Annotated in this window: 21 protein-coding genes; 10 read left to right on the top strand and 11 right to left on the bottom strand. The window is 72.4% G+C overall.

What is annotated here, in order from left to right; genetic code table 11:
- Positions 1 to 134: 134 nt before the first annotated feature.
- From AB0O19_RS12445 to AB0O19_RS12435, 3 genes are all read right to left on the bottom strand, one after another.
- Positions 135 to 785 carry an AIM24 family protein gene (locus tag AB0O19_RS12445; protein ID WP_063347778.1) on the bottom strand — a complete coding sequence of 217 codons (651 nt, stop codon included), beginning with the start codon at positions 783 to 785 and terminating at the stop codon, positions 135 to 137.
- Entirely contained in the window at positions 785 to 1,423 is a 639-nt protein-coding gene (locus tag AB0O19_RS12440; RefSeq protein WP_079135621.1) for an AIM24 family protein, read from the bottom strand. The genes AB0O19_RS12445 and AB0O19_RS12440 overlap by 1 nt, the downstream gene beginning before the upstream one ends.
- 80 nt (positions 1,424 to 1,503) lie before the next feature.
- The gene (locus tag AB0O19_RS12435; RefSeq protein ID WP_363619293.1) at positions 1,504 to 2,301 is read right to left on the bottom strand and encodes a DUF2127 domain-containing protein; all 798 of its coding nucleotides are present in this window, start codon (positions 2,299 to 2,301) and stop codon (positions 1,504 to 1,506) included.
- A gap of 221 nt (positions 2,302 to 2,522) precedes the next feature.
- Here AB0O19_RS12435 and AB0O19_RS12430 point away from each other — a divergent pair, with 221 nt between their 5' ends.
- On the top strand, positions 2,523 to 2,903 hold the full coding sequence (locus tag AB0O19_RS12430; RefSeq protein ID WP_350879576.1) for a DUF3817 domain-containing protein: 381 nt from the start codon (positions 2,523 to 2,525) through the stop codon (positions 2,901 to 2,903).
- Between the two features lie 116 nt (positions 2,904 to 3,019).
- Here the strand turns inward: AB0O19_RS12430 and AB0O19_RS12425 are convergent, their stop codons facing one another.
- Together AB0O19_RS12425 and AB0O19_RS12420 are read right to left on the bottom strand one after the other, a co-directional pair.
- Positions 3,020 to 4,648: a M4 family metallopeptidase gene (locus AB0O19_RS12425; protein ID WP_363619292.1), complete on the bottom strand. Its 1,629-nt coding sequence runs from the start codon at positions 4,646 to 4,648 to the stop codon at positions 3,020 to 3,022.
- 443 nt (positions 4,649 to 5,091) lie between these two features.
- On the bottom strand, positions 5,092 to 6,729 hold the full coding sequence (locus tag AB0O19_RS12420) for a M4 family metallopeptidase (protein WP_363582034.1): 1,638 nt from the start codon (positions 6,727 to 6,729) through the stop codon (positions 5,092 to 5,094).
- Between the two features lie 493 nt (positions 6,730 to 7,222).
- On the opposite strand from AB0O19_RS12420, the gene AB0O19_RS12415 reads away from it, so the two are divergent.
- The 3 genes from AB0O19_RS12415 to AB0O19_RS12405 all read left to right on the top strand — a co-directional run bounded on the left by AB0O19_RS12415 (position 7,223) and on the right by AB0O19_RS12405 (position 10,079).
- The gene (locus AB0O19_RS12415) at positions 7,223 to 7,762 is read left to right on the top strand and encodes a MarR family transcriptional regulator (protein ID WP_363619291.1); all 540 of its coding nucleotides are present in this window, start codon (positions 7,223 to 7,225) and stop codon (positions 7,760 to 7,762) included.
- 77 nt (positions 7,763 to 7,839) lie between these two features.
- A complete protein-coding gene (locus tag AB0O19_RS12410; RefSeq protein WP_350879572.1) occupies positions 7,840 to 8,181 on the top strand; it encodes a DUF3817 domain-containing protein in 342 nt (113 codons plus the stop codon).
- 197 nt (positions 8,182 to 8,378) lie between these two features.
- Complete coding sequence (locus AB0O19_RS12405; RefSeq protein WP_363619290.1) at positions 8,379 to 10,079, top strand: methylmalonyl-CoA mutase family protein; 1,701 nt, start codon at positions 8,379 to 8,381, stop codon at positions 10,077 to 10,079.
- Positions 10,080 to 10,100: 21 nt separating this feature from the next.
- On the opposite strand, the gene AB0O19_RS12400 is transcribed toward AB0O19_RS12405, so the two are convergent.
- Positions 10,101 to 10,844 carry a TetR/AcrR family transcriptional regulator gene (locus AB0O19_RS12400; RefSeq protein ID WP_363619289.1) on the bottom strand — a complete coding sequence of 248 codons (744 nt, stop codon included), beginning with the start codon at positions 10,842 to 10,844 and terminating at the stop codon, positions 10,101 to 10,103.
- 365 nt (positions 10,845 to 11,209) lie between these two features.
- Between AB0O19_RS12400 and AB0O19_RS12395 the strand changes: the two genes are divergently transcribed.
- The 4 genes from AB0O19_RS12395 to AB0O19_RS12380 all read left to right on the top strand — a co-directional run bounded on the left by AB0O19_RS12395 (position 11,210) and on the right by AB0O19_RS12380 (position 15,803).
- Positions 11,210 to 12,202: a tetratricopeptide repeat protein gene (locus AB0O19_RS12395; RefSeq protein WP_363619288.1), complete on the top strand. Its 993-nt coding sequence runs from the start codon at positions 11,210 to 11,212 to the stop codon at positions 12,200 to 12,202.
- Between the two features lie 719 nt (positions 12,203 to 12,921).
- Positions 12,922 to 13,584: a DUF6230 family protein gene (locus tag AB0O19_RS12390; protein ID WP_063347768.1), complete on the top strand. Its 663-nt coding sequence runs from the start codon at positions 12,922 to 12,924 to the stop codon at positions 13,582 to 13,584.
- A 132-nt stretch (positions 13,585 to 13,716) separates the two neighbouring features.
- Positions 13,717 to 14,358 (top strand): DUF6114 domain-containing protein, encoded by a 642-nt coding sequence (locus AB0O19_RS12385; RefSeq protein ID WP_363619287.1) that lies wholly within the window; start codon positions 13,717 to 13,719, stop codon positions 14,356 to 14,358.
- Complete coding sequence (locus AB0O19_RS12380) at positions 14,355 to 15,803, top strand: hypothetical protein (RefSeq protein ID WP_363619286.1); 1,449 nt, start codon at positions 14,355 to 14,357, stop codon at positions 15,801 to 15,803. Before AB0O19_RS12385 ends, AB0O19_RS12380 begins: the two co-directional genes overlap by 4 nt.
- A 98-nt stretch (positions 15,804 to 15,901) precedes the next feature.
- On the opposite strand, the gene pyk is transcribed toward AB0O19_RS12380, so the two are convergent.
- The 3 genes from pyk to pta all read right to left on the bottom strand — a co-directional run bounded on the left by pyk (position 15,902) and on the right by pta (position 20,788).
- On the bottom strand, positions 15,902 to 17,329 hold the full coding sequence (pyk, locus tag AB0O19_RS12375; protein ID WP_363619285.1) for a pyruvate kinase: 1,428 nt from the start codon (positions 17,327 to 17,329) through the stop codon (positions 15,902 to 15,904).
- 94 nt (positions 17,330 to 17,423) lie between these two features.
- A complete protein-coding gene (locus AB0O19_RS12370) occupies positions 17,424 to 18,638 on the bottom strand; it encodes an acetate kinase (protein WP_363619284.1) in 1,215 nt (404 codons plus the stop codon).
- Positions 18,635 to 20,788, bottom strand: coding sequence for a phosphate acetyltransferase (gene pta, locus AB0O19_RS12365; RefSeq protein WP_363619283.1), 2,154 nt, complete (start codon positions 20,786 to 20,788; stop codon positions 18,635 to 18,637). The genes AB0O19_RS12370 and pta overlap by 4 nt, the downstream gene beginning before the upstream one ends.
- Positions 20,789 to 20,966: 178 nt before the next feature.
- Here pta and AB0O19_RS12360 point away from each other — a divergent pair, with 178 nt between their 5' ends.
- Entirely contained in the window at positions 20,967 to 21,248 is a 282-nt protein-coding gene (locus AB0O19_RS12360) for a type II toxin-antitoxin system prevent-host-death family antitoxin (protein WP_363582054.1), read from the top strand.
- Positions 21,245 to 21,649 (top strand): type II toxin-antitoxin system VapC family toxin, encoded by a 405-nt coding sequence (locus tag AB0O19_RS12355; protein ID WP_363619282.1) that lies wholly within the window; start codon positions 21,245 to 21,247, stop codon positions 21,647 to 21,649. Before AB0O19_RS12360 ends, AB0O19_RS12355 begins: the two co-directional genes overlap by 4 nt.
- A 48-nt stretch (positions 21,650 to 21,697) precedes the next feature.
- On the opposite strand, the gene glgB is transcribed toward AB0O19_RS12355, so the two are convergent.
- Positions 21,698 to 24,082, bottom strand: coding sequence for a 1,4-alpha-glucan branching enzyme (gene glgB, locus AB0O19_RS12350; protein WP_363619281.1), 2,385 nt, complete (start codon positions 24,080 to 24,082; stop codon positions 21,698 to 21,700).
- A 109-nt stretch (positions 24,083 to 24,191) separates the two neighbouring features.
- Positions 24,192 to 25,682 carry a phosphotransferase gene (locus AB0O19_RS12345; RefSeq protein WP_363619280.1) on the bottom strand — a complete coding sequence of 497 codons (1,491 nt, stop codon included), beginning with the start codon at positions 25,680 to 25,682 and terminating at the stop codon, positions 24,192 to 24,194.
- Positions 25,683 to 25,767: the final 85 nt, after the last annotated feature.

The following is a 25,767-nucleotide window of genomic DNA, read 5'->3' as shown; positions in this document are numbered from 1 at the left end:
CGGGTACCCGCCCTGCTGGGGGTAGCCCTGCGCGGGCGGCGGCGCGTAGCCCGGCGGGGGAGGGGCGGCGAAGTCGGGCTGGGTCGGCTGGTCGTACGGCGACTGCCCGTACGGCGGCTGCGGCGGGTAGGACATCAGAGCTTCTCCTCGCTCGCCTGGACGTACACCGCGCCCTGTCCGGACAGCTCCAGCTGGAAGGCCTCGCCGGAGCCGCGGCCGATCATGTCGCGCCAGCCCAGCGCCGTGGACAGCTTGTTCTGCACCTGGCCGCGGTGCGCCACGTACGCCTGCGGGTCGACGTGCACCGGCTGGCCCGGGACGATCGGCAGCTCGAAGACGCCGCCGTGCGCCATCACCGCGACCGAGCCCTTGCCGTCCAGCTGGGTGGTGAACAGGCCCTGGCCGGTGACCTGGCCGCGGACCATGCCCATCACCCCGCCCTGCGAGCCCATGAACATGGTGGACTGGCGCAGCGTGCCCTCGAAGGCCAGCAGCCGGTCCGCCTCGACGTACAGGGTGTCGCCGGCCAGGTCGATCACGTGCACGTGGTGGCCGCCGTGGCCGAACATCACCCGGCCCTGGCCCTCGACGGTCATCAGCGGGGTGTCCTCGTTGGCCACCCGGCGGCCGATCATCGACATCACGCCGCCCTGCCCGCCGGTGATGTTCGGCGTGAAGCGGACGTCCCCGGTGTACGCGAGCATCGCGCCGCGCTGGCTGAACAGCCGCTGCCCGGGCAGCACCACGGCCTCGACCATCTTGCCGTTGATCTTCGTGAAGCCCATCAGACGTCGCCCCCGATGGTGACCTTCTCCGACGGCTGCACGTACACCAGGCCCTCTCCGGTGAACTCCACCTGGACGGCCTCGCCGCCGCCCTCGCCGATCACCGTCGTCCAGCCCGCGCCCGACTTCAGGCTGCGGTGCAGGCTGCCGGTGTGCGCCACGTAGGCGCCCGGGTCCACCCGCAGCGGCTGGCCCTGGCCGACCCGCAGGATGATCGCGGGCCCGTTCGAGGTGACGGCGGCCCAGCCGTGGCCCTCCACCTTGGTGGTGAAGAGGCCGTTGCCGGAGGACATGCCGTTGAGTCCGGTGAAGGTGGTGCCGGTGCGCAGCGAGCCCTCCGTGCAGAGCAGGTTGTCCGCCTCGACGAACAGCGTCTCGCCGTTCAGCCGGACCAGGTTGATCTCGGTGGCCTTGTCGGCGAAGTAGCAGGTGCCCTGGCCCTTCACCTCCATGACGGTCATCTGCTCGCCGGTGAGCCGGCGGGCGACCATGCCGCGCAGGCCGTCCCCGCCGCCGGTCAGCTTCTTGAAGCTCATCTGGCCGGTGTAGGCGACCATCGAGCCGTGTCTGGCCTTGACGGCCTCGCCGGCCAACTCGACCGCGAGTACCCGGGATCCCTGGAGTCTGAACTGTGCCACGGCCGCAATCTAGCGGGCGCGGCCGGTGCGGGGGGAGGGGCGGGGGCGGAACTGGTACCGGTCTGCGACAAACGCGCCGGTCACGCCCGCGCGTGCGCCCCCCGGGCGGCGTGCGGGACGGCGCCGGCCGCCTCCTCGACCTCCAGCAGCGAGGCCGAGTGGCGCTCCGCCTCGAAGGCCACCACGCCGCCGCGCAGCCCGAACAGCCGCTTGGACAGCATGATCCAGAGCACCGCGGCGATGTTCAGCACCAGCGTGCCGATCTTCACGGCGCTGACGTGCTCGCTCAGCTCGTAGCCCTCCAGCGGCAGGAAGGCGGCGGTGGCCACGACGGTGAGGTACTCGGCCCAGCGCCTGCCCAGCCAGAGGCCGACCGCCTCGACGATCTCGATCAGCGCGTAGGCCAGCAGCGCGCCCGCGACGATCAGCAGGGTGCTCTTCCTGTAGTCGAAGGTCTTGCGGATGGTGTCGACGATCGGGGAGTGTTCGAGGTCCCAGTGGAAGTGGTCGGTGACCGGCCGGAAGACCGACAGGTTCTCGTCGAAGACCCGGTGCACGGCGTCCTGGCTGTTGGAGAACTTCCAGACGGCCCAGGCCACGATGATGATCAGCAGGCCGCGCAGCACCCGCTCGACGGCGAGGAAGCGCAGGATGAAGAGGTCCCGCAGCGCCTTGCCGCGCGGCACCAGCGGGGCGTCCTGCGCCGGGCCGGAGCCGTGCGGGGTGCCGAGCGCGAAGTCGCCGCAGCGCAGGCAGCGCCAGGCGTCGCCGAGGGCGGTCGCGGCGTGCAGCCGGGCGGCCAGCTCGGGCTCGGTCGGCGCGTAGGTGGTGTGGCCGCGCTTGGCGCAGGTCCTTCGGTCCCAGTCCCGCTTGAACATGTGGTCGCTACCCCCGGTCGTCCGATGTCTACGGCGCCCGGTGCGTCGGGCGCGGGCAGCAGGATAGGGGCAGCGGGTGACGGGCCGGCGCGACGAGCCGGGTTCTGGCGCACAGCTGTGACACGGACACGACGGTCGTGGCGCCGGGGCGGGCCACGGCGGTTGTGACGTCGGGCACGGTGCCCACCCCGGCCGGGGCTTCGGACAGGTGCTCGGTGATAATGGCCGGAAGGCTTGTGAGTCGCTTCACAAGCAGGTACGCCTCCGACCCCCGTATTGAGGTACCCATCGTGAACAGCAGCGCCGTCCACCGCCTGCGCCTGGTCTCCGGCCCCGAAGGGGTCTCGTTCATCCTGCTGCTGATCTGCTCCGTGCTGAAGCGGACCACGTCCTTCGACGGCGTCCCGGTGATGGGCATGGTCCACGGGATCCTGTTCATCCTGTACGTCGTCTTCTGGATCCAGGCCTGGCAGGCGCAGAAGTGGGACGCCAAGCGCGGCGTGCTGCTGTTCGTCCTCTCGGTGCTGCCCACCGGCGGCTTCTTCGCCGAGCGGATGCTCGCCAAGGAGGAGCGCGGCGAGCTGAAGCCGGCCACCGCGTAGGGACGCGCGCCCGCCACGCGACGGTCGACAGGCTGCCGCGGCCTCCTCTCCCAAAGGGCCGCGGCAGCCTGTCGCCGTTTCTTACCGGGGGTGGCTGGGGGGTGCTGGGGCGCGCACTAGTTGACGTTGACGCCGCTCCACGCGGCCGCCACGGTCTTGTACTCGGTGCTGGTGGCGCCGTACAGGTCGGTCGCGGCCTTCAGGGTCGCCGTGCGGGCGGCCTTGTAGTTGGTGGTGGAGGTCATGTAGACGGTCAGCGCGCGGTACCAGATCGCGGCCGCCTTGGTCCGGCCGATCCCGGTGACCGTCGAGCCGTTGGAGGTCGGGCTGTTGTAGCTGACCCCGTTGACCACCTTGGCGCCGCTGCCCTCGGACAGCAGGTAGAAGAAGTGGTTGGCGATGCCCGAGGAGTAGTGGACGTCGAGGTTGCCGACGCCCGAGTACCAGGAGTCCGCGGAGCTGCCGTCCTTGGAGGGCTTGTCCATGTAGCGCAGCGGCTTGCCGTTGCCGAAGATGTTGAGCTTCTCGCCGATCAGGTAGTCCGGCGGGTCCGCGGGCAGGTTGGCCGACCACTCGACCATGGTGCCGAAGATGTCGGAGGTGGCCTCGTTGAGGCCGCCGGACTCGCCGGAGTAGTTGAGGTTCGCCGTGGCGGAGGTGACGCCGTGGGTCATCTCGTGGCCGGAGACGTCGATCGCGGTCAGCGGGTTGGTGTTGCCGGAGCCGTCCCCGTACGTCATGCAGAAGCAGGAGTCGTCCCAGAACGCGTTGACGTAGTTGGAGCCGTAGTGGACGCGGCTGGCGGCGCCGACGCCGTTGTTCTTGATGCCGTTGCGGCCGAAGGTGTTCTTGTAGTAGTCCCAGGTGGCCGCGGCGCCGTACTGGGCGTCCACGGCGGCGGACTCGCGGTTGGAGGCCAGGCCGTTGCCCCAGGAGTTGCTGGTCTTGGCGAACAGCGTGCCGTTGCCCGAGGTGGCGCCCTTGAGGTCGGTGGTGGACTGGCCGCCGCGCGTGGCGTCCTTCAGCGAGTAGGTCGAGCCGCTCTGGGTGGTGGTCAGCGTGACGGTGCCGACGTTGACGCCCTTGCCGGTGCCGGAGGCGGTCTGCACCTGCTCGCGGGTGGACAGCACCTCGCCGGTGGCGGCGTCGGTGACGACCTGCTGGCTGCTCGGGGTGCCGTCGGCCCGCTCGCCGCGGACCACCGTGCGGTGGGCCAGCCGCGGCGCGCCGTCGGCCGCCCACACCACCAGTTCGGCCGCGCCCGCGCCGTCGACCCGGCTGAGCGCCGCCTCGTCCTCGTCGGCGGCCGTCCCGACGGTCGCCCGCACCGCGGCGGTGGCCCGCTCGGCCGCCTGCCCGGCGGCGAGGCCCGGGGCCAGGCTCGGCAGTGACAGGCTGCCGTCGAAGGCCCGGTCGACCGAGTCCACCGAGCCGTCGGCGCGCTGGTGGACGACCAGGTCGCCGCCGAGCACCGGCAGGCCAGCGTAGGTCCGCTCGTAGCGCAGGTGGCGTTCGCCGTTGGCGTCCGCGACGACGTCCTTGACCACCAGCCGCTCCTGGCCGCCGAGGGCCAGGGCCTGGGCGACCGGGCTGCTCTGCCCGGCGGCCACCGCGAGCAGCGCGGCGCGCTGCTGCTCCGGCGACGGGGCGGCGGCCTGGGCGGCGGGGACGATGGCGATCTGGATCACGCCGGCGAGCAGGGCGGTGGCGGAGAGTATGGCGCCGGCTGTCAGCTTTCGCTTCACGTGCGGGGGTTCCTTCCACGAAACCGCGTGTGCGCGCGGTTGCGCCGCGTACCGGGGCGCCGGGGTTGGCGCCGTGGGGCGGTAGGGCGCGGACGTGCTGCTCCCGTGCGGTACCTGACGATCCGTCGACGGGTGGGGGTGGCGGACGTCGGACGGGGCTTGGGCAGAAGCATGACAATCGATGGCAGGAAATGACAGACCACGGACAGGGATTGGCCGGGATCCGCCAGTGTCGGTGCGGATGGTTCGGCTGCCGCCCAGTGCCCGCTACGGGCGGTTCGTCCGGCTGGCGGGACTTCGCCACCCCGGGAGCGGGGCGGGCATGCGGAGCGGGCGGGCGCGCGGGGGAGGGCGTGCGCGGGGAAGGGCGTGCGAGGGGGTGCGCGGACGCCCGGGGCCGCCCTCCACGGGGCCCCGGACGTCCTGTCACCGTGCGTCGTGCGTCAGTTGACGTTGACGCCGCTCCACGCGGCCGCGACCGCCTTGTACTCGGCGCTGGTGGCGCCGTACAGGTCGGAGGCGGCCTTCAGGGTGCCGGTGCGGGCACTCGCGTAGTTGGTGGTGGAGGTGAAGTAGACGGTCAGCGCGCGGTACCAGATCTGCGCGGCCTTGTCCCGGCCGATGCCGGTGACGGCCGAGCCGTTGGAGGTCGGGCTGTTGTAGCTGAAGCCGTTGATGCTCTTCGCGCCGCTGCCCTCGGACAGCAGGTAGAAGAAGTGGTTGGCGATGCCCGAGGAGTAGTGGACGTCGAGGTTGCCGACGCCCGAGTACCAGGAGTCCGCCGAGGCGCCGTCCTTGCTGGGCTTGTCCATGTAGCGCAGCGGGGTGCCGTCGCCGTTCAGGTTGATCAGCTCGCCGATCCAGTAGTTCGGCGGGTTGGAGGGCAGGTTGGCGTAGAACTCGACCATGGTGCCGAAGATGTCGGAGGTGGCCTCGTTGAGGCCGCCGGACTCGCCGGAGTAGTTGAGGTTCGCCGTGGCGGAGGTGACGCCGTGGCTCATCTCGTGGCCGGCCACGTCGATCTCGGTGAGCGGGTGGGTGTTGCCGCTGCCGTCGCCGTAGGACATGCAGAAGCAGGCGTCGCTCCAGAACGCGTTCACGTAGTTGGAGCCGTAGTGGACGCGGCTGGTCGCGCCGACGCCGTTGTTCTTGATGCCGTTGCGGCCGAAGGTGTTCTTGTAGAAGTCCCAGGTGGCGGCCGCGCCGTACTGGGCGTCCACGGCGGCGGACTCGCTGTTGGAGGCCAGGCCGTTGCCGAAGGCGTTGGTCGAGTTGGCGACCAGCGTGCCGGTGCCGGAGGTCTTGTTCTTCAGGTTGACGGTCGACTGGCCGCCGCGCGTGGCGTCCTTCAGCTGGTACGAGGTGCCGCTCTGGGTGGTGGTCAGCGGGACGTTGCCGACGAAGACGCCCTTGCCGGTGCCGGAGGCGGTCTGCACCTGCTCGTGGGTGGACAGCACCTGGCCGGTGGCGGCGTCGGTGACCAGCAGCTGGCTGCTGGGGGTGCCGTCGGCGCGCACGCCCTCGACGGTGGTCCGGTACGCCAGGCGCGGGTTGCCGTCGCTCGCCCAGACCACCAGCTCGGCCTTGCCGGTCTGGTGCACGGCCGCCAGCGGGGACTCGTCCTTGTCCGCGGCGACGCCGACGGTGGCCTGGACGGCGCCGGTGGCCTGCGCGGCGGCCTTGTCGGCCGGGATCTGCGGGGCCAGGCTCGGCAGGCTCAGCTGCGCGGAGACCGCCTTGTCGACCGACTCCACCGCGCCGCGGGCGCTCTGGTGGACGACCAGGTCGCCGCCGAGCACCGGCAGGCCGGCGTAGGTGCGCTCGAAGCGCAGGTGCCGGGTGCCGTCCTGGTCCACCACGGCGTCCTTCGCCACCAGTTGCTCCTGGCCGCCGAGGGCGAGGGCCTTCGCCAGCGGGCCGGACTGGCCGCCCGCCAGGGCGAGCGCCGCCGCGTGCTGCTCGGCGGCCTGCGCCTGCGCCGCGGGGATCGGGCTGGCCTGGGCGGCGGTGCTCACCTGGACGACGCCGGTGAGCAGGGCGGTGGCGGAGAGTACGGCGACTGCTGCGAGCTTTCGCTTCACGGACGAGTCCTTCCGGGTAACCGCGTGTGGGCGGTCGCGCCGCGTCCCGGGGGCCGGGGTCGGCACCTGAGGGGCGGGACGGGCGCTGACGTGCGGACCCCGTGCGGTCGAGCGGCGCGCCACCGGTGGGTGGGGGTGGTGGCTACCGGACGGGGTTGGCGGAAAGCATGACAATCGAGCAAATCAAATGACAGGTCTTGCTCATGAATTGGCCAAGTCCCGCCAGCCGGAGGGATTGTGAACGGGCGGACAAAGGGTGCGAATCACCCGGCCTTTCAGCGGGTTACCATCCGAACCGAGGCCTGATAGTGCGGCTGCGGACGGATCGGCCGTCAACTCCGCCGCGCCCCGGTCCCGTTGCCCCGCATTCACACCGGTGCAATGTCCTGGTATGGACCTGGCCGCCCTTTTGGCGGGTTCCCGCCACGCGTCGCGCTTGTCCACCATCAGGACGGCTGGTAGCGCCCGCCCCCTCCGCCGGTACGGTAAGGAGGTGCCCAAGCCCCTAGCCCTCGACTTCGACCCGATCGCCCGCGCCGACGAGCTCTGGACCCGCCGCTGGGGCGGGGTCCCCTCGATGGCGGCGATCACCTCGATCATGCGAGCCCACCAGATCCTGCTCTCCCGGGTCGACGCGGTGCTCAAGCCGTACGGGCTGACCTTCGCCCGGTACGAGGCGCTGGTGCTGCTGACCTTCAGCCGGACCGGCGAGCTCTCGCTGTCCAAGATCGGCGAGCGGCTCATGGTCCACCCGACCAGCGTCACCAACACCGTCGACCGGCTGGAGCGGGCCGGCCTGGTCGCCCGCCGCCCCAACCCGCTGGACGGCCGCGGCGTGCTCGCCGCGATCACCGGCCGCGGCCGCGAGACGGTCGAGGAGGCCACCCGGGAACTCATGGCGATGGAGTTCGGGCTGGAGGAGTACGACACCGAGCAGTGTCGGCAGGTGTTCGAACTGCTCAGGCCGCTGCGGATCGCCGCCGGCGACTTCACCGACGACCGCGGCGAGGGGGCTGCGCGGGAGCGGCCGTGAGGACGGTTACCCTCGTGGGAGCGGTGCGCGGATCCGGGCGTACCGGTCGATCCCTGCCGAACGAGGCGATGAAGAGTATGAAGGCGACCCCCCTGCTGGGCTGGTACCGGGCCCTGGCCATTGCGACCGGTGTGGCCCTGCTGGTGTTCTGCGGCTTCATGGTCGCGAAGTACGGCTTCGACGCGGCCGAGGACCTGACCACGTACGTCGCGATGCTGCACGGCTACCTGTACATCGGGTACTTCGTGGTGACCTTCCTGCTCGGGCAGAAGCTGAAGTGGCCGCTCGGCCGGATGATCCTGACCCTGGCCGCCGGCTGCATCCCGTTCGCGTCCTTCGTCTTCGAGCGCAAGGTGGTCCGCGAGGCCGCCGAGCGGCTCCCGGCCGGCGCCGACGCCCGCCAGCCCGCCGGCGTCTGATCCGACGCCCCGGCGAGTGCCCCTTCCCCCGCGGGGGAAGGGGCACCGTGCGTTTCCGGGCCCCGGGAGGGCGCCCGCGGCGTTTCGACCCGGGCATCCATCGACAGCTGCTAGGACGTCCGAGTAAATTAGTAGGACGTCCTAATAGCTGTGCCGCCCCGGTGCCGTGGCGGCCGTACGGAGCGGAGTTCGGGGTCATGGACGCCGAGGAGATCGAGCGCGGACGGCAGCGCTGGCAGCAGCGGTACGACAGCGCCCGCAAGCGGGACGCGGACTTCACCACCCTGTCCGGCGACGAGGTCGAGCCGGCGTACGGTCCCGCCCCCGGGCAGGCCGTCGAGGGCTTCGAGCGGATCGGCTGGCCTGGCGAGTACCCCTTCACCCGCGGGCTGCACCCCACCGGCTACCGGGGCCGCACCTGGACCATCCGCCAGTTCGCCGGTTTCGGCAACGCGCAGCAGACCAACGAGCGCTACCGGATGATCCTGGAGGCGGGCGGCGGAGGCCTCTCGGTCGCCTTCGACATGCCCACCCTGATGGGCTACGACTCCGACGACGCCAAGTCGCTCGGTGAGGTGGGCCACTGCGGCGTCGCCATCGACTCGGCCGCCGACATGGAGGTGCTGTTCAACGGCATCCCGCTCGGCGAGGTCACCACCTCGATGACGATCAGCGGCCCGGCCGTCCCGATCTTCTGCATGTACCTGGTCGCCGCCGAGCGTCAGGGCGTCGACCCGGCGGTGCTCAACGGCACCCTGCAGACGGACATCTTCAAGGAGTACATCGCCCAGAAGGAGTGGCTCTTCGCCCCCGAGCCGCACCTGCGGCTGATCGGCGACCTGATGGCGTACTGCGCCCAGGGCATCCCCGCGTACAAGCCGCTGTCCGTCTCCGGCTACCACATCCGCGAGGCCGGGGCGACGGCCGCGCAGGAGCTCGCGTACACCCTCGCCGACGGCTTCGCGTACGTCGAGCTGGGCCTGTCCCGGGGCCTGGACGTGGACGTCTTCGCGCCCGGCCTGTCCTTCTTCTTCGACGCGCACCTGGACTTCTTCGAGGAGATCGCCAAGTTCCGCGCCGCGCGCCGGATCTGGGCCCGCTGGATGCGCGACCGCTTCGGTGCCAAGACCGACAAGGCGCAGTGGCTGCGCTTCCACACCCAAACCGCCGGCGTCTCGCTGACCGCGCAGCAGCCCTACAACAACGTGGTCCGCACCGCGGTGGAGGCGCTGTCCGCGGTGCTCGGCGGCACCAACTCGCTGCACACCAACGCCCTGGACGAGACCCTGGCGCTGCCCTCCGAGCAGGCCGCGGAGATCGCCCTGCGCACCCAGCAGGTGCTGATGGAGGAGACCGGCGTCGCCAACGTGGCCGACCCGCTGGGCGGTTCCTGGTACGTCGAGGCGCTCACCGACCGGATCGAGCAGCAGGCCGAGGCGATCTTCCAGCAGATCTTGAACAAGAGCCGTCTCGACGAGGGCCGCGAGGACCACGGGATCGGCCCGATCACCTCCGGCATCCTGCGCGGGATCGAGGAGGGCTGGTTCACCGGCGAGATCGCCGAGGCGGCCTTCCAGTACCAGCAGTCGGTGGAGAAGGGGGACAAGCGCGTGGTCGGCGTCAACTGCCACCCGCGCAGCGTCACCCCCGAACTGGAGATCCTGCGGGTCAGCCACGAGGTCGAACGCGAGCAGGTGCGGGTGCTGCGCGAGCGCAAGGAGGCCCGGGACGAGGCGGCGGTGCGGGCCGGGCTGGACGCCATGCTGGCGGCCGCGCGCTCGGGCGAGTCGATGATCCCGCCGATGCTGGACGCGGTGCGCGCCGAGGCGACCCTGGGCGAGATCTGCAACGCGCTGCGCGAGGAGTGGGGGACGTACCGGGAGAACGCGTCCTTCTAGGACGTGCGGGTGGGCCGCCCCCTACGGAGCTTCTCCGTGCGGGGCGGCTTCGCCGTGCCCTCGGCCGGGCAGGACCTGGTCACCCAGCAGGCTGGGGAAGGGGCCGAGCAGCAGGTTGGTGAAGCGGCGGGTCCAGTCGGCGGTGATCGGCTCGCCGCTGACCAGGACGCGGTGCTCGACCGTCCCGGCGATGGTGTCGAAGATGATGTCGATCTCCTCGCCGGCCGTCCGCGGGTCGGCGTCCGGGGCGAGTTCGCCGCGCGCCTGGGCGGCCGCCCGGCCCTGCCGGACCAGGCGCTTCTGCGGGTCGACGATGGCCTCCCGGATCCGGCGGCGCAGGTGCGGGTCACGCGTGCCCTCGGCGAACAGCGCGAGCAGCGCGGCCTGGGTCTCGGGGCGGGCCAGCAGGTCGGCGAACTGGGCGACCACCGCCTCGATGTCGGCCCGCAGGCTGCCGAGGTCGGGCATCACCAGGTCGTCGAAGAGGCTGGCGACGGCGTCCACCACGAGTTCGTTCTTGGACGGCCAGCGGCGGTAGAGGGTGGTCTTGGCGACCTTGGCGCGGGTCGCGACGTGGCCCATGGTCAGCCCGCCCCAGCCGAGTTCGGCGAGGGTCTCGCGGGTGGCGTCGAGGATGGCGCGGTCGGCGGCGGCACTGCGCGGGCGCCCCTTGGCCCTGGTCGTGGCACCCGCCGAGGGGGCGGGGCCGTCCGCGGTCTCCGGGCCCGTGACGTCCGGGTTCGCGGGGGGCTGGGGGGCCGGCAACCGGGGCTCCTTGCGCTCTACTGGTGAGTAACATGGGTGGGGCTGGTAACGGTAGCGGCTGTTCGCCCGTTCGGGCAGCCGGGCCGCCCCGGAAAGTGGGGCAGGTCACGTCGCGGAACCGCCGGTGGGGCTTGCGGCCGGGACCCCGGCTCCAGTTACGCTACGACTCGTAGCGAAAGCAGTGACAACCAGGCGCCGCACCCGTGGGACGGGGCGGCGCGGGCGCGGGTGGGGATCCGCGCCGAACGGTTCAGGCTACCGGGGGAGGGCCACCGCGCCCGGGAATCCGCGCCGCGCGGCCCGTGCGGGGCGACTTTCCCGAGGTTGGTTGCCCGCGGGCGGCGCGGACGGGGGAGGATGGTGCCATGCAGCCACGGAATTCGCGTCTCAACAGCTCCGCCCTGCGCGGTGCGGTCGACCTCGCCGCAGTGAAGGCAGCCGGCGAGGCTGCCCAGAAGGCCGAGCAGGCCCGGGTCGAGCGGGCCCGCCAGGCGGCCGCCGACGAAGCGGCCGGGGTCACCCCCGCGCAGTCCGCCTACGCGCTCGTCATCGACGTCACCGAGGACACCTTCGAGGCCGAGGTCGTCCAGCGCTCCACCGAAGTGCCGGTCGTCATCGACTTCTGGGCCGAGTGGTGCGGCCCCTGCAAGCAGCTCAGCCCGATCCTGGAGGGCCTGGCCGAGGAGTACGCCGGCCGGTTCGTGCTCGCCAAGATCGACGTGGACGCCAACCCGCTGATCTCCCAGCAGTTCGGCATCCAGGGCATCCCGGCCGTGATGGCCGTGGTGGCCGGCCAGTTGGTGCCGCTGTTCCAGGGCGCCGAGAGCGCGGCCAACGTCCGCAAGGTGCTGGACCAGCTGATCCTGGTCGCCGAGCAGCGCTTCGGCGTGGTCGGCGGCGCCGGGGCCCCGGGCGAGGCGTCGGACGCCGCCCCGCAGCGGCCGGAGGACCCGGCCCTGGCCGCCGCGCACGACGCGCTGGACAGCGGCGACCTGGGCGGCGCCGTCCAGGCCTACCGGAACGTGCTGGCCGACCAGCCGGGCAACACCGAGGCCAGGCTGGGCCTCGCCCAGGCCGAACTGCTGCAGCGGATCGAGAGCGTGGACCCGCAGGCCGTCCGCGCCGCGGCCGCGGCCGACCCGAAGGACGTCGAGGCCCAGCTGCGGGCGGCCGACCTGGACCTGGTGGGCGGTCACGTCGAGGACGCCTTCGGCCGGCTGGTGGACACCGTCGGCCGGACCGCCGGTGAGGACCGGGACGCCGCCCGGCTGCGCCTGCTGGAGCTGTTCGAGGTGATCGGCCCGGAGGACCCGCGGGTTACCGCGGCCCGCACCGCGCTGGCGCGCGTGCTGTTCTGACGCCGCCTCCGGTCCGGGCCCGGCCGGTCCCGGGCGGGTCCTGGCACGGCGGATGACCTGCGGTGTCGCCGGGTGATTTGGCGACAATCCGGTCAACCGGACAGAGGTTTACCAAATCTTGACAACACCCGTGGACAGTCACACTTGGTGACTGTCCACGGGTGTTTCGTTCGTGTTTCCGGCGGATTTCTTCGTCACGTTTCCTTCAAGACGTCACGCACGGTGCATGTCGCGTCGATTTCATGATCAACGCTGTCGAGTGTTGCATTACCCGTCAGTAAGGAACCTCTTGTGCTTCGCCCGGGATTCGAGCACGATCGGCGACGCCCGGTCCCTGACTCCACACCCTCCGATCCGGTCGGCCACGTGGAGCACGGGATCCCCACCGGGTGATCCGCCGGCCCCGGTCGGCGGTAGGGAGGGCAGGGGGGTATCCGCGGTCCCACGGCGGTTCCTGTCCTCCGACCGGCCGCGCGGCCCTGCGCGGTCGCTGGTTGTCGCTCGGGGGTGATCGCCGATGTCGTCGGTCCTGCCCGCCGCCCCGCAAGGACGGCCGGTGGAGGGACGGGAGTGCCGCTGTGTGCCGGCCGCTCCCGCGTCCGACGACGCCCAAGGCGCTCTCCGCTACCGAGGACGTAGCTCTCTCCCATCCCAGTCCCCCACCGGCGCGGGCGCGCCGCCGGGGAGCCGGAGATGTACGTCCTAGAAGGAGGACTCGCATGTCCCAGACCTACGGCAAGACTCGCTGGAAGCGCTTCGCGCTGGTGATGGTGCCGAGCATCGCGGCCACCGCGATGGTCGGCGCCGCCATGGCCAACAACGCGCTGGCGGCTTCGTTCAGCGTCTCCGGCCAGAGCTTCAAGGTCACCACGCCGGAGCTGCACGGCAAGAACTTCGCCCAGTTCGGCTCGATCGACGCCGAGGTGAACGGCACTCCGCACCCGGTCGCGGTCTCGGCCTTCGACGAGGCCACCATCAAGGGCCTCTGCCAGTCGGTGGTGACCGACCCCAACGTCATCCCCGGCCTGCCGTGGAAGCTGCCCAAGATCGTCCTTCGCCTGGAGGCGGGCAACAGCGACGACGTCAAGAAGCAGGTCTACGCCAAGAACCTGCTGATCGATCTCGACCAGCTGAACGCGGACGCCGAGTTCACCAACATCAACATCGGCCAGGACGCCTCGACCCTCAAGGGCGAGGCCACCCAGGGCTGGAAGTCCAAGCTCGGCGGCCTGCCGTCCGGCGCGACCGGCTTCGCCCAGGCCGCCGACAAGGCCGACCTGTACAACGTGCAGCAGACCGCCTGGGCCACCTCGGCCGGCACCTTCAAGCTCCCCGGCCTGAAGCTCGCGCTGCACACCGACGGCACCGGCGAGTGCTACTAGGCCGTTGACGGGCGGCGGACCGGGCCCGGTCCGCCGCCCCGACGGCACCTGTGGGACCGGTGGCGGCGCGTGCGCCGTCGCCGGATCCCGTGTCTCGTCCATCCCTCGTTCACACCATCGAGGAGCTGCACCGTGTCCAGCGCCCTTGCCTCATTCCGGCCCGCCGAGCACGAGAACCCCGTCCAGTGGCTGCGCCGGGTGTTCCGTACCTTCCGTCGGACGCGGCCGTACTACGGCGGCCTGCTGGCCATGATCGCCGGCGTCCCGATCATGTACTTCCCGTACGCCAAGCTCTCGTTGGGCGGCATGACGGTGGCCATGGCCACCACGGCGGGCGCCGGATCGCTGATCATCGGCGTGCTGCTGATCGTGCTCGGGCTGACCGCGTGGTTCCAGCCGACCGTGCGGGTCTTCGCGGGAGTCGCCACCACGCTGCTGACGCTGGTCTCGATCCCGGTCTCCAACCTGGCCGGGTTCGGCCTGGCGCTGCTGCCGGGGCTGATCGGCGGCGGCCTGATGGCGTCCTGGGCGCCGCTGCCGGAGCCGAAGGCGGCCAAGACCGCCGTCGCCGCGAGCGTCGCCGCCGAGGCCCCTGCTCCTGAGGCCCCGGCACCTGGGACACCGGCCTCCGAGGCCGCCGTCGGCGAGAGCGCGGTCGTCGTCGAGAGCGTCGCCACCGAGCCCGCGGTGGCCGGAGCGCCCACCGCGAAGCTGCCCGCACAGGCCGCGTCGAACGAGCAGGCCGCCGCCGTGGACCCGAAGGAGGCGCGGTGAGCGCGTCGGAGGACCAACCGCAGCGCGCCGGTCGACACGCGGCGCCGCGCACGCCCGTCCGGGTCCGGCTGAGAGGCCGCGCGCTGGCGATGGCCGCGGTGCCGACGGCGCTGCTGATGGCCGCCGCGTACACCCCCAACCCGGCCGTCGCCGAGTCCACGGCGGGCAAGCCCTGCGGGACCGCGCCCGCCACCGTGCCGGACGTCGCACCGCTGGAGACGCCCGTCCCCAAGAGCGAGCTGCCCGAGCCGCCGCCCGGTCCGTCCACGGCGCCCCCCACCGTGCCCTCGACGGCGCCCTCGACGGGGCCGAGCGCGATCCCCACCCAGACGCCGACCACCGCGCCCACCCAGCAGCCCTCCGCGCCGGCCGGTACGCCGAGCGCCGGCGCGACGCCGACCGGTGCCCCGACCGGTGCGGCCACCACCCCGGCGACCACGCCGCCGGTCGCCCGCTCCGCCGCCACCGGCGGTTCGGACACGGTCCACCGGGCCGGGCTGATCGACGACGTCCTGGGCGGCGTCAACCACCTGCTGGACCCGGGTGGTTCACCGAGCCCGACGCCGAGCGCCAAGTCGACCGGCACCTCCGCGCCGGCCACCACCCAGGCCCCCGCACCGGCCGTCCCGGCCCCGCGCGCCGGGACGCCGGCCCAGCCGCAGGCCCCGACGACCGGGGCCCCGGCCGACGCGCGGCCCGACACCCCGCCGCCCGCCGCCGGCAGCGGCGAGCAGGCCCCGGCGGGCGACCAGGCCTCGCCCGCCGCGACGGCCTCCGCCGCCGGTGGCCCGGCCGGCGGCACGACGGGGAAGCCGAGCGGCAAGGCGAGCCCGAGGACGGCCCCCGCCACCCCGTCCGGGGCCGCCGCCGACACCCCGTCGTCCTCGCCGACGGCCAACCCCAACTGCGCGGTGGACACCAGCGGCCTGACCGCCGGCGCGCCCGCCACCGGGGACGTCGTCCCGCAGCAGAACTGGACGCTGGCGACCAGCCGGCTGGCGCTGCACGGCGCGGCCTTCCACGGCGTCTACGACGTGCGGACCCCGACCGGCACCAAGCGGGTGCTGAAGTTCGTGGTGGACAGCGTCGACATCGACAACCTCGACATGTCGACGTTGCAGGGCAACGGCAAGACCTTCCACGTGAAGGGCGCCCCCGGCTCGACCTCGACCATGCGCAAGGGCCCGGTCACGATGTACGTGGAGCGGCTGTCCGGCCACCTCTCCAAGGTGCTCGGCCTGCCGATCCCGATCGACCTGGGCGAGATCACCCTCACCCCGGACACCCTGCCTCGCTGGCTGTACGACCTGATCGGCTCGATCCCGATCCCGCTGGACCTGGAGCTGACCGGGGTCACCGCCAAGCAGGCCGGCCAGTTCGGCGGCACGCTGACCATCCCCGGCATGCGCCTGTTCAACGACGACGCGCCCTACAGCGACAAATAGGCGACCGGCAGCCGCGCCACGGCGGCGACGTCGCGCGAACGCCCGTGGGGCGGCCCTCCACCGGAGGACCGCCCCACGGGCGTCGGAACCACGGGGTGTTACTCGCCCCGGGTGCCCAGGTGGTGCACCTGGACCATGTTGGTGTTGCCGGGGATGCCGGGGGGCGAGCCGGCGGTGACGATCACGGTCGCGCCCTCGGCGAGCTTGCCCATGCGCAGCAGCTCCCGGTCGACCTGGGCGACCATCTCGTCGGTGGACCCGACCTGCTCGGTGACGTGCGCCTCGACGCCCCAGCTCAGCGAGAGCTGGTTGCGGGTGGCGACGTCCGGGGTGAACGCGACCACCGGGATCGGCGAACGGTAGCGGGACAGGCGGCGGGCGGTGTCACCGGACTTGGTGAACGCGACCAGCGCCTGGCCGTTCAGGAAGTCGCCCAGCTCGCACGCGGCGCGGGCGATCGAGCCGCCCTGGGTGCGCGGCTTGCGGCCCGGGTTGAGCGGCTGGAGGCCCTGGGACAGCAGCTCCTCCTCGGCCTTCTCGGCGATCCGGCTCATGGTGCGGACGGTCTCGATCGGGTACTTGCCGACGCTCGACTCGGCGGACAGCATGACCGCGTCGGTGCCGTCCAGGATGGCGTTGGCGACGTCGGAGACCTCGGCGCGGGTGGGGCGCGAGGCGTGGATCATCGACTCCATCATCTGGGTGGCGACGATGACGGGCTTGGCGTTGCGGCGGGCCAGCGTGATCAGCTGCTTCTGGACCAGCGGCACCCGCTCCAGCGGGTACTCGACGGCCAGGTCGCCGCGGGCGACCATGATGGCGTCGAAGGCGAGGACGATCTCCTCCATGGCCTCGACGGCCTGCGGCTTCTCGATCTTGGCGATGACCGGCACGCGGATGCCGACCTCGTCCATGACCTCGTGGACGTCCTTGATGTCGTCCGCGTTGCGGACGAAGGACAGGGCGATCATGTCGACGCCCAGGCGCAGCGCGAAGCGCAGGTCGTCCTTGTCCTTCTCGGACAGGGCGGGCACGTTCACGGCCGCGCCGGGCAGGTTGATGCCCTTGTTGTTCGAGAGCACGCCGCCCTCGATCACCACGGTCTTCACCCGCGGGCCGTCGACGCTGACGACCTCCAGGGCGATGACGCCGTCGTTGATCAGGATCGGGTCGCCGGGCTTGACGTCGCCGGGCAGGCCCTTGTAGGTGGTGCCGCAGATGTGCTGGTCACCGGGGACGTCCTCGGTGGTGATGGTGAACTCGTCGCCGTTGTCGACGGTCACCGGGCCGTTGGCGAAGGTCGCCAGACGGATCTTGGGACCCTGGAGGTCGGCCAGGACGCCGATGGCCTTGCCGGTGTCCTCCGAGACCTGGCGGACCTTGCGGTACCGCTCCTCGTGGTCCGCGTGGTTGCCGTGGCTCATGTTCAGTCGGGCGACGTTCATGCCCGCCTCGACGATGGCCTTCAGCTGTTCGTAGGAGTCCGTCGCCGGACCCAGGGTGCAGACAATTTTCGCTCGGCGCATATGGATCAGTCTATCCGTTCGTGTTATAGGTGCATTCGGCACGAATCGTGAGGAATCGCCGACGAAGGATTCCGAGGGGCGAGACGGCGGCCGGTCACTCCCCGGGCCGCCGGTGCACCAGGGCGAAGGCCTGCCGGGCGATCTCCAGTTCCTCGTCGGTGGGCACCACGGCGACCGCCACCCGGGCGTACGCGGGCGAGATGATCCGGGCCTCGCCGGAGCGCACCGAGTTCAGCTCGGGGTCGACCGCGATGCCCAGTTCGTCCAGCCCGGCGGTGGCCGCCGCGCGCACCGGCGCCGCGTTCTCCCCGACGCCCGCGGTGAACGCGATCGCGTCCACCCGGCCGAGCACGGCGTAGTAGCCGCCGATGTACTTGCGCAGCCGGTGGATGTACGCGTCGAAGGCGAGCTTCGCGTCGGCGTCCCCGGCCCCGGCCCGGCGCATGATCTCGCGCATGTCGTTGTCGCCGCACAGGCCGCGCAGACCGCTGCGGCGGTTGAGCAGATCGTCGATCTCGTCGATCGACAGCCCGCCCACCCGGTGCAGGTGGAACACCACACCGGCGTCGATGTCGCCCGAGCGGGTGCCCATGACCAGGCCCTCCAGCGGGGTCAGGCCCATCGAGGTGTCCAGGCAGCGACCACCGGCGACCGCCGAGGCGGAGGCGCCGTTGCCCAGGTGCAGCACGATCACGTTCACCTCGGCCGGGTCCTTGCCGAGCAGCCGGGCGGTGGCCCGCGAGACGTACTGGTGCGAGGTGCCGTGGAAGCCGTAGCGGCGCACCCGGTGCTCGTCGGCCACGCCCTTGTCGATCGCGTACCGGGCCGAGAACTCGGGCATCGAGGCGTGGAAGGCGGTGTCGAAGACGGCCACCTGGGGGAGGTCCGGGCGCAGCGCGCGGGCCACCTCGATGCCGGTGATGTTGGCCGGGTTGTGCAGCGGCGCGACCGGGATCAGCCGGCGGATCTCCTTGAGCACGTCGTCGGTGACCACGGTCGGCTCGGTGAACCGCTTGCCGCCGTGCACCACCCGGTGGCCGATCGCGGCCAGCTCGGGGGAGTCCAACCCGAGGCCGTCGGCGGCCAGCTCCTCGGCGACGGCCTTCAGGGCGGCGGAGTGGTCCGGGAAGAGCTGCGGCAGCTCGCGCGGCCCGCCCGAGTGCGGGGTGTGCACCAGCCGCCCGCCGGGCTCGCCGATCCGCTCCACCAGGCCGGAGGCCAGCCGGGCACCGTCCAGCATGTCGATCAGCTGGTACTTCACCGACGAGGAGCCGGCGTTCAGGACGAGAACGCGCGTTCCTTCGCTCATGCCTTCGGCTCCTTCTCGTCCTGGGCCTGGATGGCGGTGATCGCGACGGTGTTGACGATGTCCTGGACCAGCGCGCCGCGCGAGAGGTCGTTGACGGGCTTGCGCAGGCCCTGGAGGACGGGGCCGACCGCCACCGCGCCCGCCGAGCGCTGGACCGCCTTGTAGGTGTTGTTGCCGGTGTTGAGGTCCGGGAAGATCAGCACGGTCGCCCGGCCCGCCACCGCGGAGCCCGGCAGCTTGGTGGCCGCGACGTGGGCGTCCACCGCCGCGTCGTACTGGATCGGGCCCTCGACCAGGATGTCCGGCCGCAGCTCGCGGACCAGCTCGGTGGCCTTGCGGACCTTGTCGACGTCCGCGCCGGACCCGGAGGTGCCGGTCGAGTACGAGAGCATCGCGACCCGCGGCTCCACCCCGAACTGGGCGGCGGTGGCGGCGGACTGGATCGCGATGTCGGCCAGCTGCTGGGCGTCCGGGTCGGGGTTGACCGCGCAGTCGCCGTACACCAGCACCTTGTCGGCCAGGCACATGAAGAAGACGCTCGACACGATGGCCGCGCCCGGCGAGGTCTTGATCACCTCGAAGGCGGGCCGGATGGTCGCGGCGGTGGAGTGCACCGCGCCGGAGACCATGCCGTCCGCGATGCCCTCCTGGACCATCAGGGTGCCGAAGTACGAGACGTCGGTGACCACGTCCAGCGCCAGCTCGACGGTCATCCCCTTGTGGGCGCGCAGCCGGGCGTACAGCTCGGCGAACTGGCGGCGCAGCGGGCTGGTGGTCGGGTCGACGATCCGGACCTGGGCGCGGTCGGTGCCCGACTGCTCCTGCGGGAGGTCGATGCCGAGGCTCGCGGCCTTGCGGCGCACCGCGTCGGCCTCGCCGAGCAGGGTGAGGTCGCAGATGTTGCGGCGCAGCAGGATCTCGGCCGCGCGCAGCACCCGTTCCTCGGTGCCCTCCGGCAGGACGACGTGCCGCCGGCTCGCCCGGGCCCGTTCCAGCAGCTCGTGCTCGAACATCATCGGGGTGACGCGCTCGGACCGGCCGACCTCGATCAGGTTGGTCAACTCGGCCGTGTCGACGTGCAGTTCGAACAGCCCGAGGGCGATCTCGGCCTTCCGCGGACTGGCCGCGGTGAGCTTGCCCTCCAGGTGGGTGAGGGTCGCGGCGGTCGGCCAGCTGCCCTCCGGGACGACCGCGACCGGGGTGCCGGGGGCGAGCCGGGCGGCCAGCGCCATCACGTTCGGGCCGGGGTGCTGGCCGAGTGTCAGCAGCACGCCGGCGATCGGCGGGGCGCCGGCGGCGTGCGCGGCCAGCGAGCCGATCACCAGGTCGGCGCGGTCCCCGGGGGTGACGACCAGGGCGCCCTCGGTCAGGGCGTCCAGGAAGGTGGGCAGCATGGCGCCGCCGAAGACGAAGCCGCGGACGTCCCGGGCCAGGCCGGCGGCGTCCCCGAGCAGGACCTCGGCGCCGGTCGTCTCGACCAGCTGGGCGACGGTCGGCGCGGCCAGCGCCGGCTCCTCCGGGATGACGTAGGCGGGGATCGGCAGCTTCTCGGTGAGCTTGCGCTGGATCCGCTGCTTGGCACCCGGGGCGACCCGGTTGGCGATCATCGCCAGGGTCTCGCAGCCCAGGTCGGTGAACGCCCGGTGGGCGTTGCGGACCTCGGCGATGACGGCCTCCGGGTCCTCGGCGTGCCCGCCGACGACCGGCAGCACGGCGGCGCCGAACTCGTTGGCCAGCCGGGCGTTGAAGGCCAGCTCGTCCGGGATGTTGGTGTCGGCGAAGTCGGTGCCGAGCACCAGCACCGCCTGGCAGCGCCGCTCCAGCGCGCGGAAGCGGTCGACCAGGGCGGAGACCAGCTCGTCCTGCCCCCGGGCGGCCTGCAGCGCGGCGGCCTCCTCGTAGCTGAGCCCGTACAGCTCGGAACTCGGCAGGTCGATCCGGTACCGGCCGCGCAGCAGCTCCACCACGTGGTCCGAGCCCGGCTCGGACCCGGCCCGGTGGCCGGCAGGCGCCCCCGCGTGCGCGTGCACCAGCGGCCGGAACACCCCGACCCGGTCCACCTGGCGGGTGAGCAGTTCCATGACCCCGAGTTCGACCGCCTGCCGGCCGTCCCCCCGGTCGATACCGGTCACGTACACGCTGCGCGCCACGTGGGTGTCTCCGTCCCGTCGTCTCGGAATATGGCCATATCGACCATACCTTCGCACCGCGAACGGGCGTCCGCGAGCAGAGCGGCCGAGTCGGGGCAAGGGCTGAACGTCCTGGGCGTGGGGTTTGCGCTGCCGCTCGCCCTTGATGTACCTACATGACGTAGTTACATTGGAGGGCATGGAGACCATGGGACTGCGTGAGCTGAACCAGAACCCGTCCAAGGCGGTCGCGCGGGTCCGGGCCGGCGCGACGATCGTCGTCACCGACCGCGGGCGGCCCGTGCTGAGACTCGTGCCGGAGGAGCCCCCGGCGACGGTCCTCGAACGCATGGTCGCGGCCGGCGAGGTCACCCCGCCCGCCGAGGAGGGCATGCCCGAGCTGGCCCTCGACCTGTTGCCGGAGATCGGCAGCCTCTCGGACCTCCTGGTGGAAGACCGCGAACGGGAGCGGAACCGTTGATCTACCTCGACTCCTGCGCGCTGCTGAAGTTCATCAAGCCGGAGCCGGAGACGGCCGCACTGCGGGCGTGGCGGCAGGCGCTGCCCGCCGGGACCGAGCTGATCACCAGCGCGCTGGCCCGGCTGGAGATCACCCGCACCCTGCTCCGCGCGGGCCTGGCCCACCAGCAGGTCCCCTACTACGTGGACCAGGCGCTCCGGGGCAGCCACCAGGTCGACCTCAGCAGCGCGGTGCTCGCCCGGGCGCTCTCCTACCGCACTCCGCGCCTCGGCTCGCTGGGCGCGTTGCACCTGGCCGGCGCGGACCCGTTCCGCACGGAGCTGACCGAGTTCATCACCTACGACCGCGAGCTGGGCAGGGCCGCGGAGGACCTCGGCTTCCCGGTGTCGGCGCCGAGCTGAGCGCCTGCCCGGCCGGGCAGGCGCTCAGACACTCAGGTGCTCAGGCCCTCAGCGGGCCGGGCGGAGCCAGAGGGTGGCGAGCGGGGGGAGGACCAGTTCGGCGGAGCGGGGCTGGTCGTGCCAGGGGGTCGGTTCGGCCTTGACCGGGTGGGAGTTGCCGATGCCGCCGCCGCCGTAGGCCTCGGCGTCGGTGTTGAGCAGTTCCTCCCACAGCTGGTCGCGGCCGTCCAGGTCGGGCAGGCCGACCCGGTGGCCGTGCCGGACGACGGGGGAGAAGTTGCAGACCGCGACCAGCGGCGAGCCGTCGGCCGCGTACCGGACGAAGGAGAGCAGGTTGTCCTCGGCGGCGCCGCCGTCGAGCCAGCGGAAGCCGTCCGGGGTGGTGTCCCGTTCCCAGAGGGCGGGGGTGTCCAGGTAGTGCCGGTTGAGGTCGCGGACCAGCCGGCGGACGCCGCGGTGGTCCTGGTGGGCGGGCCACTGCTCGTCGAGCACCCACCACTGCGGGCCCTGCTCGTGGTCCCATTCCGCTCCCTGGGCGAACTCCTGTCCCATGAAGAGCAGTTGCTTGCCCGGGTGGGACCACATGAAGCCCAGGTAGGCGCGGTGGTTGGCGCGCTGCTGCCACCAGTCGCCGGGCATCTTGGAGACCAGCGCCTGCTTGCCGTGCACCACCTCGTCGTGCGAGATCGGCAGGACGTAGTTCTCCGAGTAGGCGTACACCATCGAGAAGGTGATCTCGTTGTGGTGGAACTTGCGGTGCACCGGCTCCTTGGACATGTAGACCAGCGAGTCGTGCATCCAGCCCATGTTCCACTTGAGCCCGAAGCCGAGGCCGCCGGCGTCGGTCGGGCGGGTGACGCCGTCCCAGGCGGTGGACTCCTCGGCGATGGTGACCACGCCGGGGCAGCGCCGGTAGACGGTGGCGTTCATCTCCTGGAGGAACGCGGCCGCGTCCGGGTTCTCCCGGCCGCCGTGCTGGTTGGGCGTCCAGGCGCCGCCCTCGCGGGAGTAGTCGAGGTAGAGCATCGAGGCGACGGCGTCCACCCGCAGGCCGTCGATGTGGAACTCCTCGCACCAGTAGACCGCGTTGGCGACGAGGAAGTTGCGCACCTCCGTGCGGCCGTAGTCGAACTCCAGGGTTCCCCAGTCGGGGTGCTCGGCGCGCAGCGGGTCGGCCGGCTCGTACAGCGGCTCGCCGTCGAAGCGGGCGAGCGCGAAGGCGTCCTTGGGGAAGTGGGCGGGCACCCAGTCGACGATCACGCCGATGCCGTGCCGGTGCAGGGTGTCGACCAGGTGGCGGAAGTCGTCGGGGCTGCCGAGCCGGGCGGTGGGGGCGTAGTAGCCGGACACCTGGTAGCCCCAGGAGCCGCCGAAGGGGTGCTCCATGACCGGCATGAACTCCACGTGGGTGAAGTTCAACTCCTTGAGGTAGAGCGGCAGTTCCTCGGCGATGGCGCGGTAGCTGGTGAGGTCGGGCCGCCAGGAGGCCAGGTGCAGCTCGTAGACGGACATCGGCGCCCGGTGGTGCGCGGCGCGGGCCCGGCGGGCCATCCACTCGCCGTCCTGCCAGCGGTAGTCGGAGGAGGTGACCACCGAGGCGGTGGCGGGCGGGCACTGGGCGGCCCGGGCGAGCGGGTCGGCCTTGTCGAGCACCCAGCCCTGCCGGGTGTGGACCTCGTACTTGTACGCGGCGCCCTCGGCGAGGCCCGGGACGAAGAGCTCCCAGATGCCGGACGAGCCGAGCGAGCGCATCGGGTGCCCGGTGCCGTCCCAGTGGTTGAAGTCGCCGATCAGCCGGACGCCGACGGCGTTCGGCGCCCAGACCGCGAAGGCGGTGCCGGCGACGCCGTCGACGGTGCGCACGTGCGAGCCGAGGGCCTGCCACAGCTGCTCGTGCCGGCCTTCGGAGATCAGGTGCAGGTCGAGTTCGCCGAGGGTGGGCGGGGTGCGGTAGCCGTCGTGCTGGGCCAGCGGCTCGCCGCCGGGGTAGGTCACCAGCAGCCGGTAGTCCACGGCGTCGGCGCCGGCCACCAGCCCCGTGAACAACCCGCCCTGCTGATGGGTGAGTTCGGCCGGGCCCTGGGTGGTCTCGACGACCACCCGCTCGGCGAACGGGCGCAGCACCCGGATCGCGGTGCCGCCGTGCACCGGGTGCGCGCCGAGCAGGGCGTGCGGGTCGTGGTGCTGCCCGCCGACCAGTCGGTCCACCTCGGACGGCGGCAGCGGCGCCTCGGGCAGGCGCAGCGAGGCCGTGGGCGGAGCCGTGACCGGTGCGGACGCCGCGACTGGTACGGACTCCTCCGTTGGGGCGGGTTCGCCGGCCGGCGCGGACTCCTCGGCCGGGACGGGCTCGGGCCGGGGCGAGTCCGGGCCGGCCAGGAAGGTGGCCGGGACGGGGCGGGTGGTGCGGCCGGGCGGGTCGAGCGGCGTCACGGCTGGGTCCTCCTGCGACGGGGGGTGGGCTAACTCCAGGGCGGCGGAACCGGGGGTGCGGGTGGGGCAGGGGGCGGGCAGGGCAGGGGGTGCGGGCGGGCCGGAGCGGTCAGACGGTGAGGGCGAGCCGGTTGATCGCGGCGAGCGGGATCGGCAGCCAGCTCGGCCGGTGCCGGGCCTCGTACACGACCTCGTACACCGCCTTGTCGATCTCCAGGGCCCGCATCAGCTCCGGTGAGGCCGCCGGGTCGGCGCCGCCGCCGGCGGTGTAGCCGGCGCAGAAGGCGGTGCGGTTGCGCTGGGCCCAGGCGGCGGCGAGGTGGGCGAGTTCCGGATCGACCGGGCCGCCGGCCAGCAGGTGGGCGGCCGCGTAGTCGAAGGAGCGGAGCATGGCGGCGACGTCGCGCAGCGCGGGCTGGGGTTCGCGGCGTTCGTTGACGGACTTGGCGGGTTCGCCCTCGAAGTCCAGCAGCACCCAGCCGTGCGGGGTGCGCATGGCCTGTCCGAGGTGCAGGTCGCCGTGGATGCGCTGGACGGGCAGGCCGTCGGGGTGGGCGTCGGCGAGTTGCTGGAAGGCGGTGCGCAGTGCGGCCCGGTAGCGCAGCAGGCCGGGGACGGCGGCGACGGCGCTGTCCAGCCGGTCGGCCATGGTGGTGGCGAGCCGGCTGGTCTGGGCGCGGTCGAGCCGGGCGACCGGCATCGAGCGGGCCAGGACCCGGTGGACTTCGGCGGTGGCCCGGCCGAGCCGGTGGGCCTCGATGGCGAAGTTGCCGGGGGAGGGGTCGCCCTTGAGCCGGCCGACCTGGTCGAGGGCGAGCTCCCAGCCGTCCTCGGCGTCCGGCAGGTAGCGCTGGAGCAGCCCGAGGGTGGCGGGTTCGGCGCGTTCCAGCCGGCTCTCGAACCAGGCGGCGACCCGGGGGATCCGGGTGGAGCCGGCCCGGGAGAGGGCGAGGGAGAGTTCGAGGTCGGGGTTGGTGCCGGGGTGGATGCGGCGGAACAGCTTGAGGATGTACGAGGTGCCGTAGATGACCGAGCTGTTGGACTGCTCGGCGGTGGAGGCGCGGCCTGGGAGGTTGGCGGGGAGCCCGGAGCCGGGGGTCCGGCGGAAGGACAGCGAGCCGAACCGGTCGCCGGTGGCGAGGTGTTCCAGCAGCCGCCCGGTGAGTTCGGGGTCGTGGACGGCGTCGTAGAGCGCCGCGCCGTCGTACGGGCCCTGGCTGAGCCGGCCGAGCACGGCGCTGGGCTCGATGTCCGCGGGCCCCTCCGAGCGGATGCCGAGCAGGAGTTGGTAGATGTCGCCGTGCGGGGCGCCGGCCGTGGTGGCGTGCTCGACCCGCAGCAGCAGGTGCAGCAGGGCGGGGTCGCCGACCTGGAGCGGGGTTCCGACCATCGGGGTGAGGCCGGTGATGGGCCGTCCCTTTCCGGCGTACCACCGCTGGGTGGGGAGCCACTCGGCGATCAGCGGCAGCGCGGCCTGGACGAGTTCGCTGACCCCCAGGGCGGTTCTCCGGGCCCCGGTGCTCCGCGCGCCCGCCGGCGCGGCGGTGTCGGCGGGGGCGTCCTGCTGCACATGGGCTTGAGAACGGGAGGTTTCGGACATGACTCCCTTTCCCCGGAAGCGGGCGGACTGCCCGACGGGTCTGGCCGGGTCCGTCAGTCTTCCGGATTTCGGCGGCGCGGCGGCG

It is taken from the genome of Kitasatospora sp. NPDC091276 (assembly GCF_040684355.1).
Classification (GTDB): domain Bacteria; phylum Actinomycetota; class Actinomycetes; order Streptomycetales; family Streptomycetaceae; genus Kitasatospora.
This window is presented reverse-complemented; position numbering and strand designations above follow the sequence as displayed.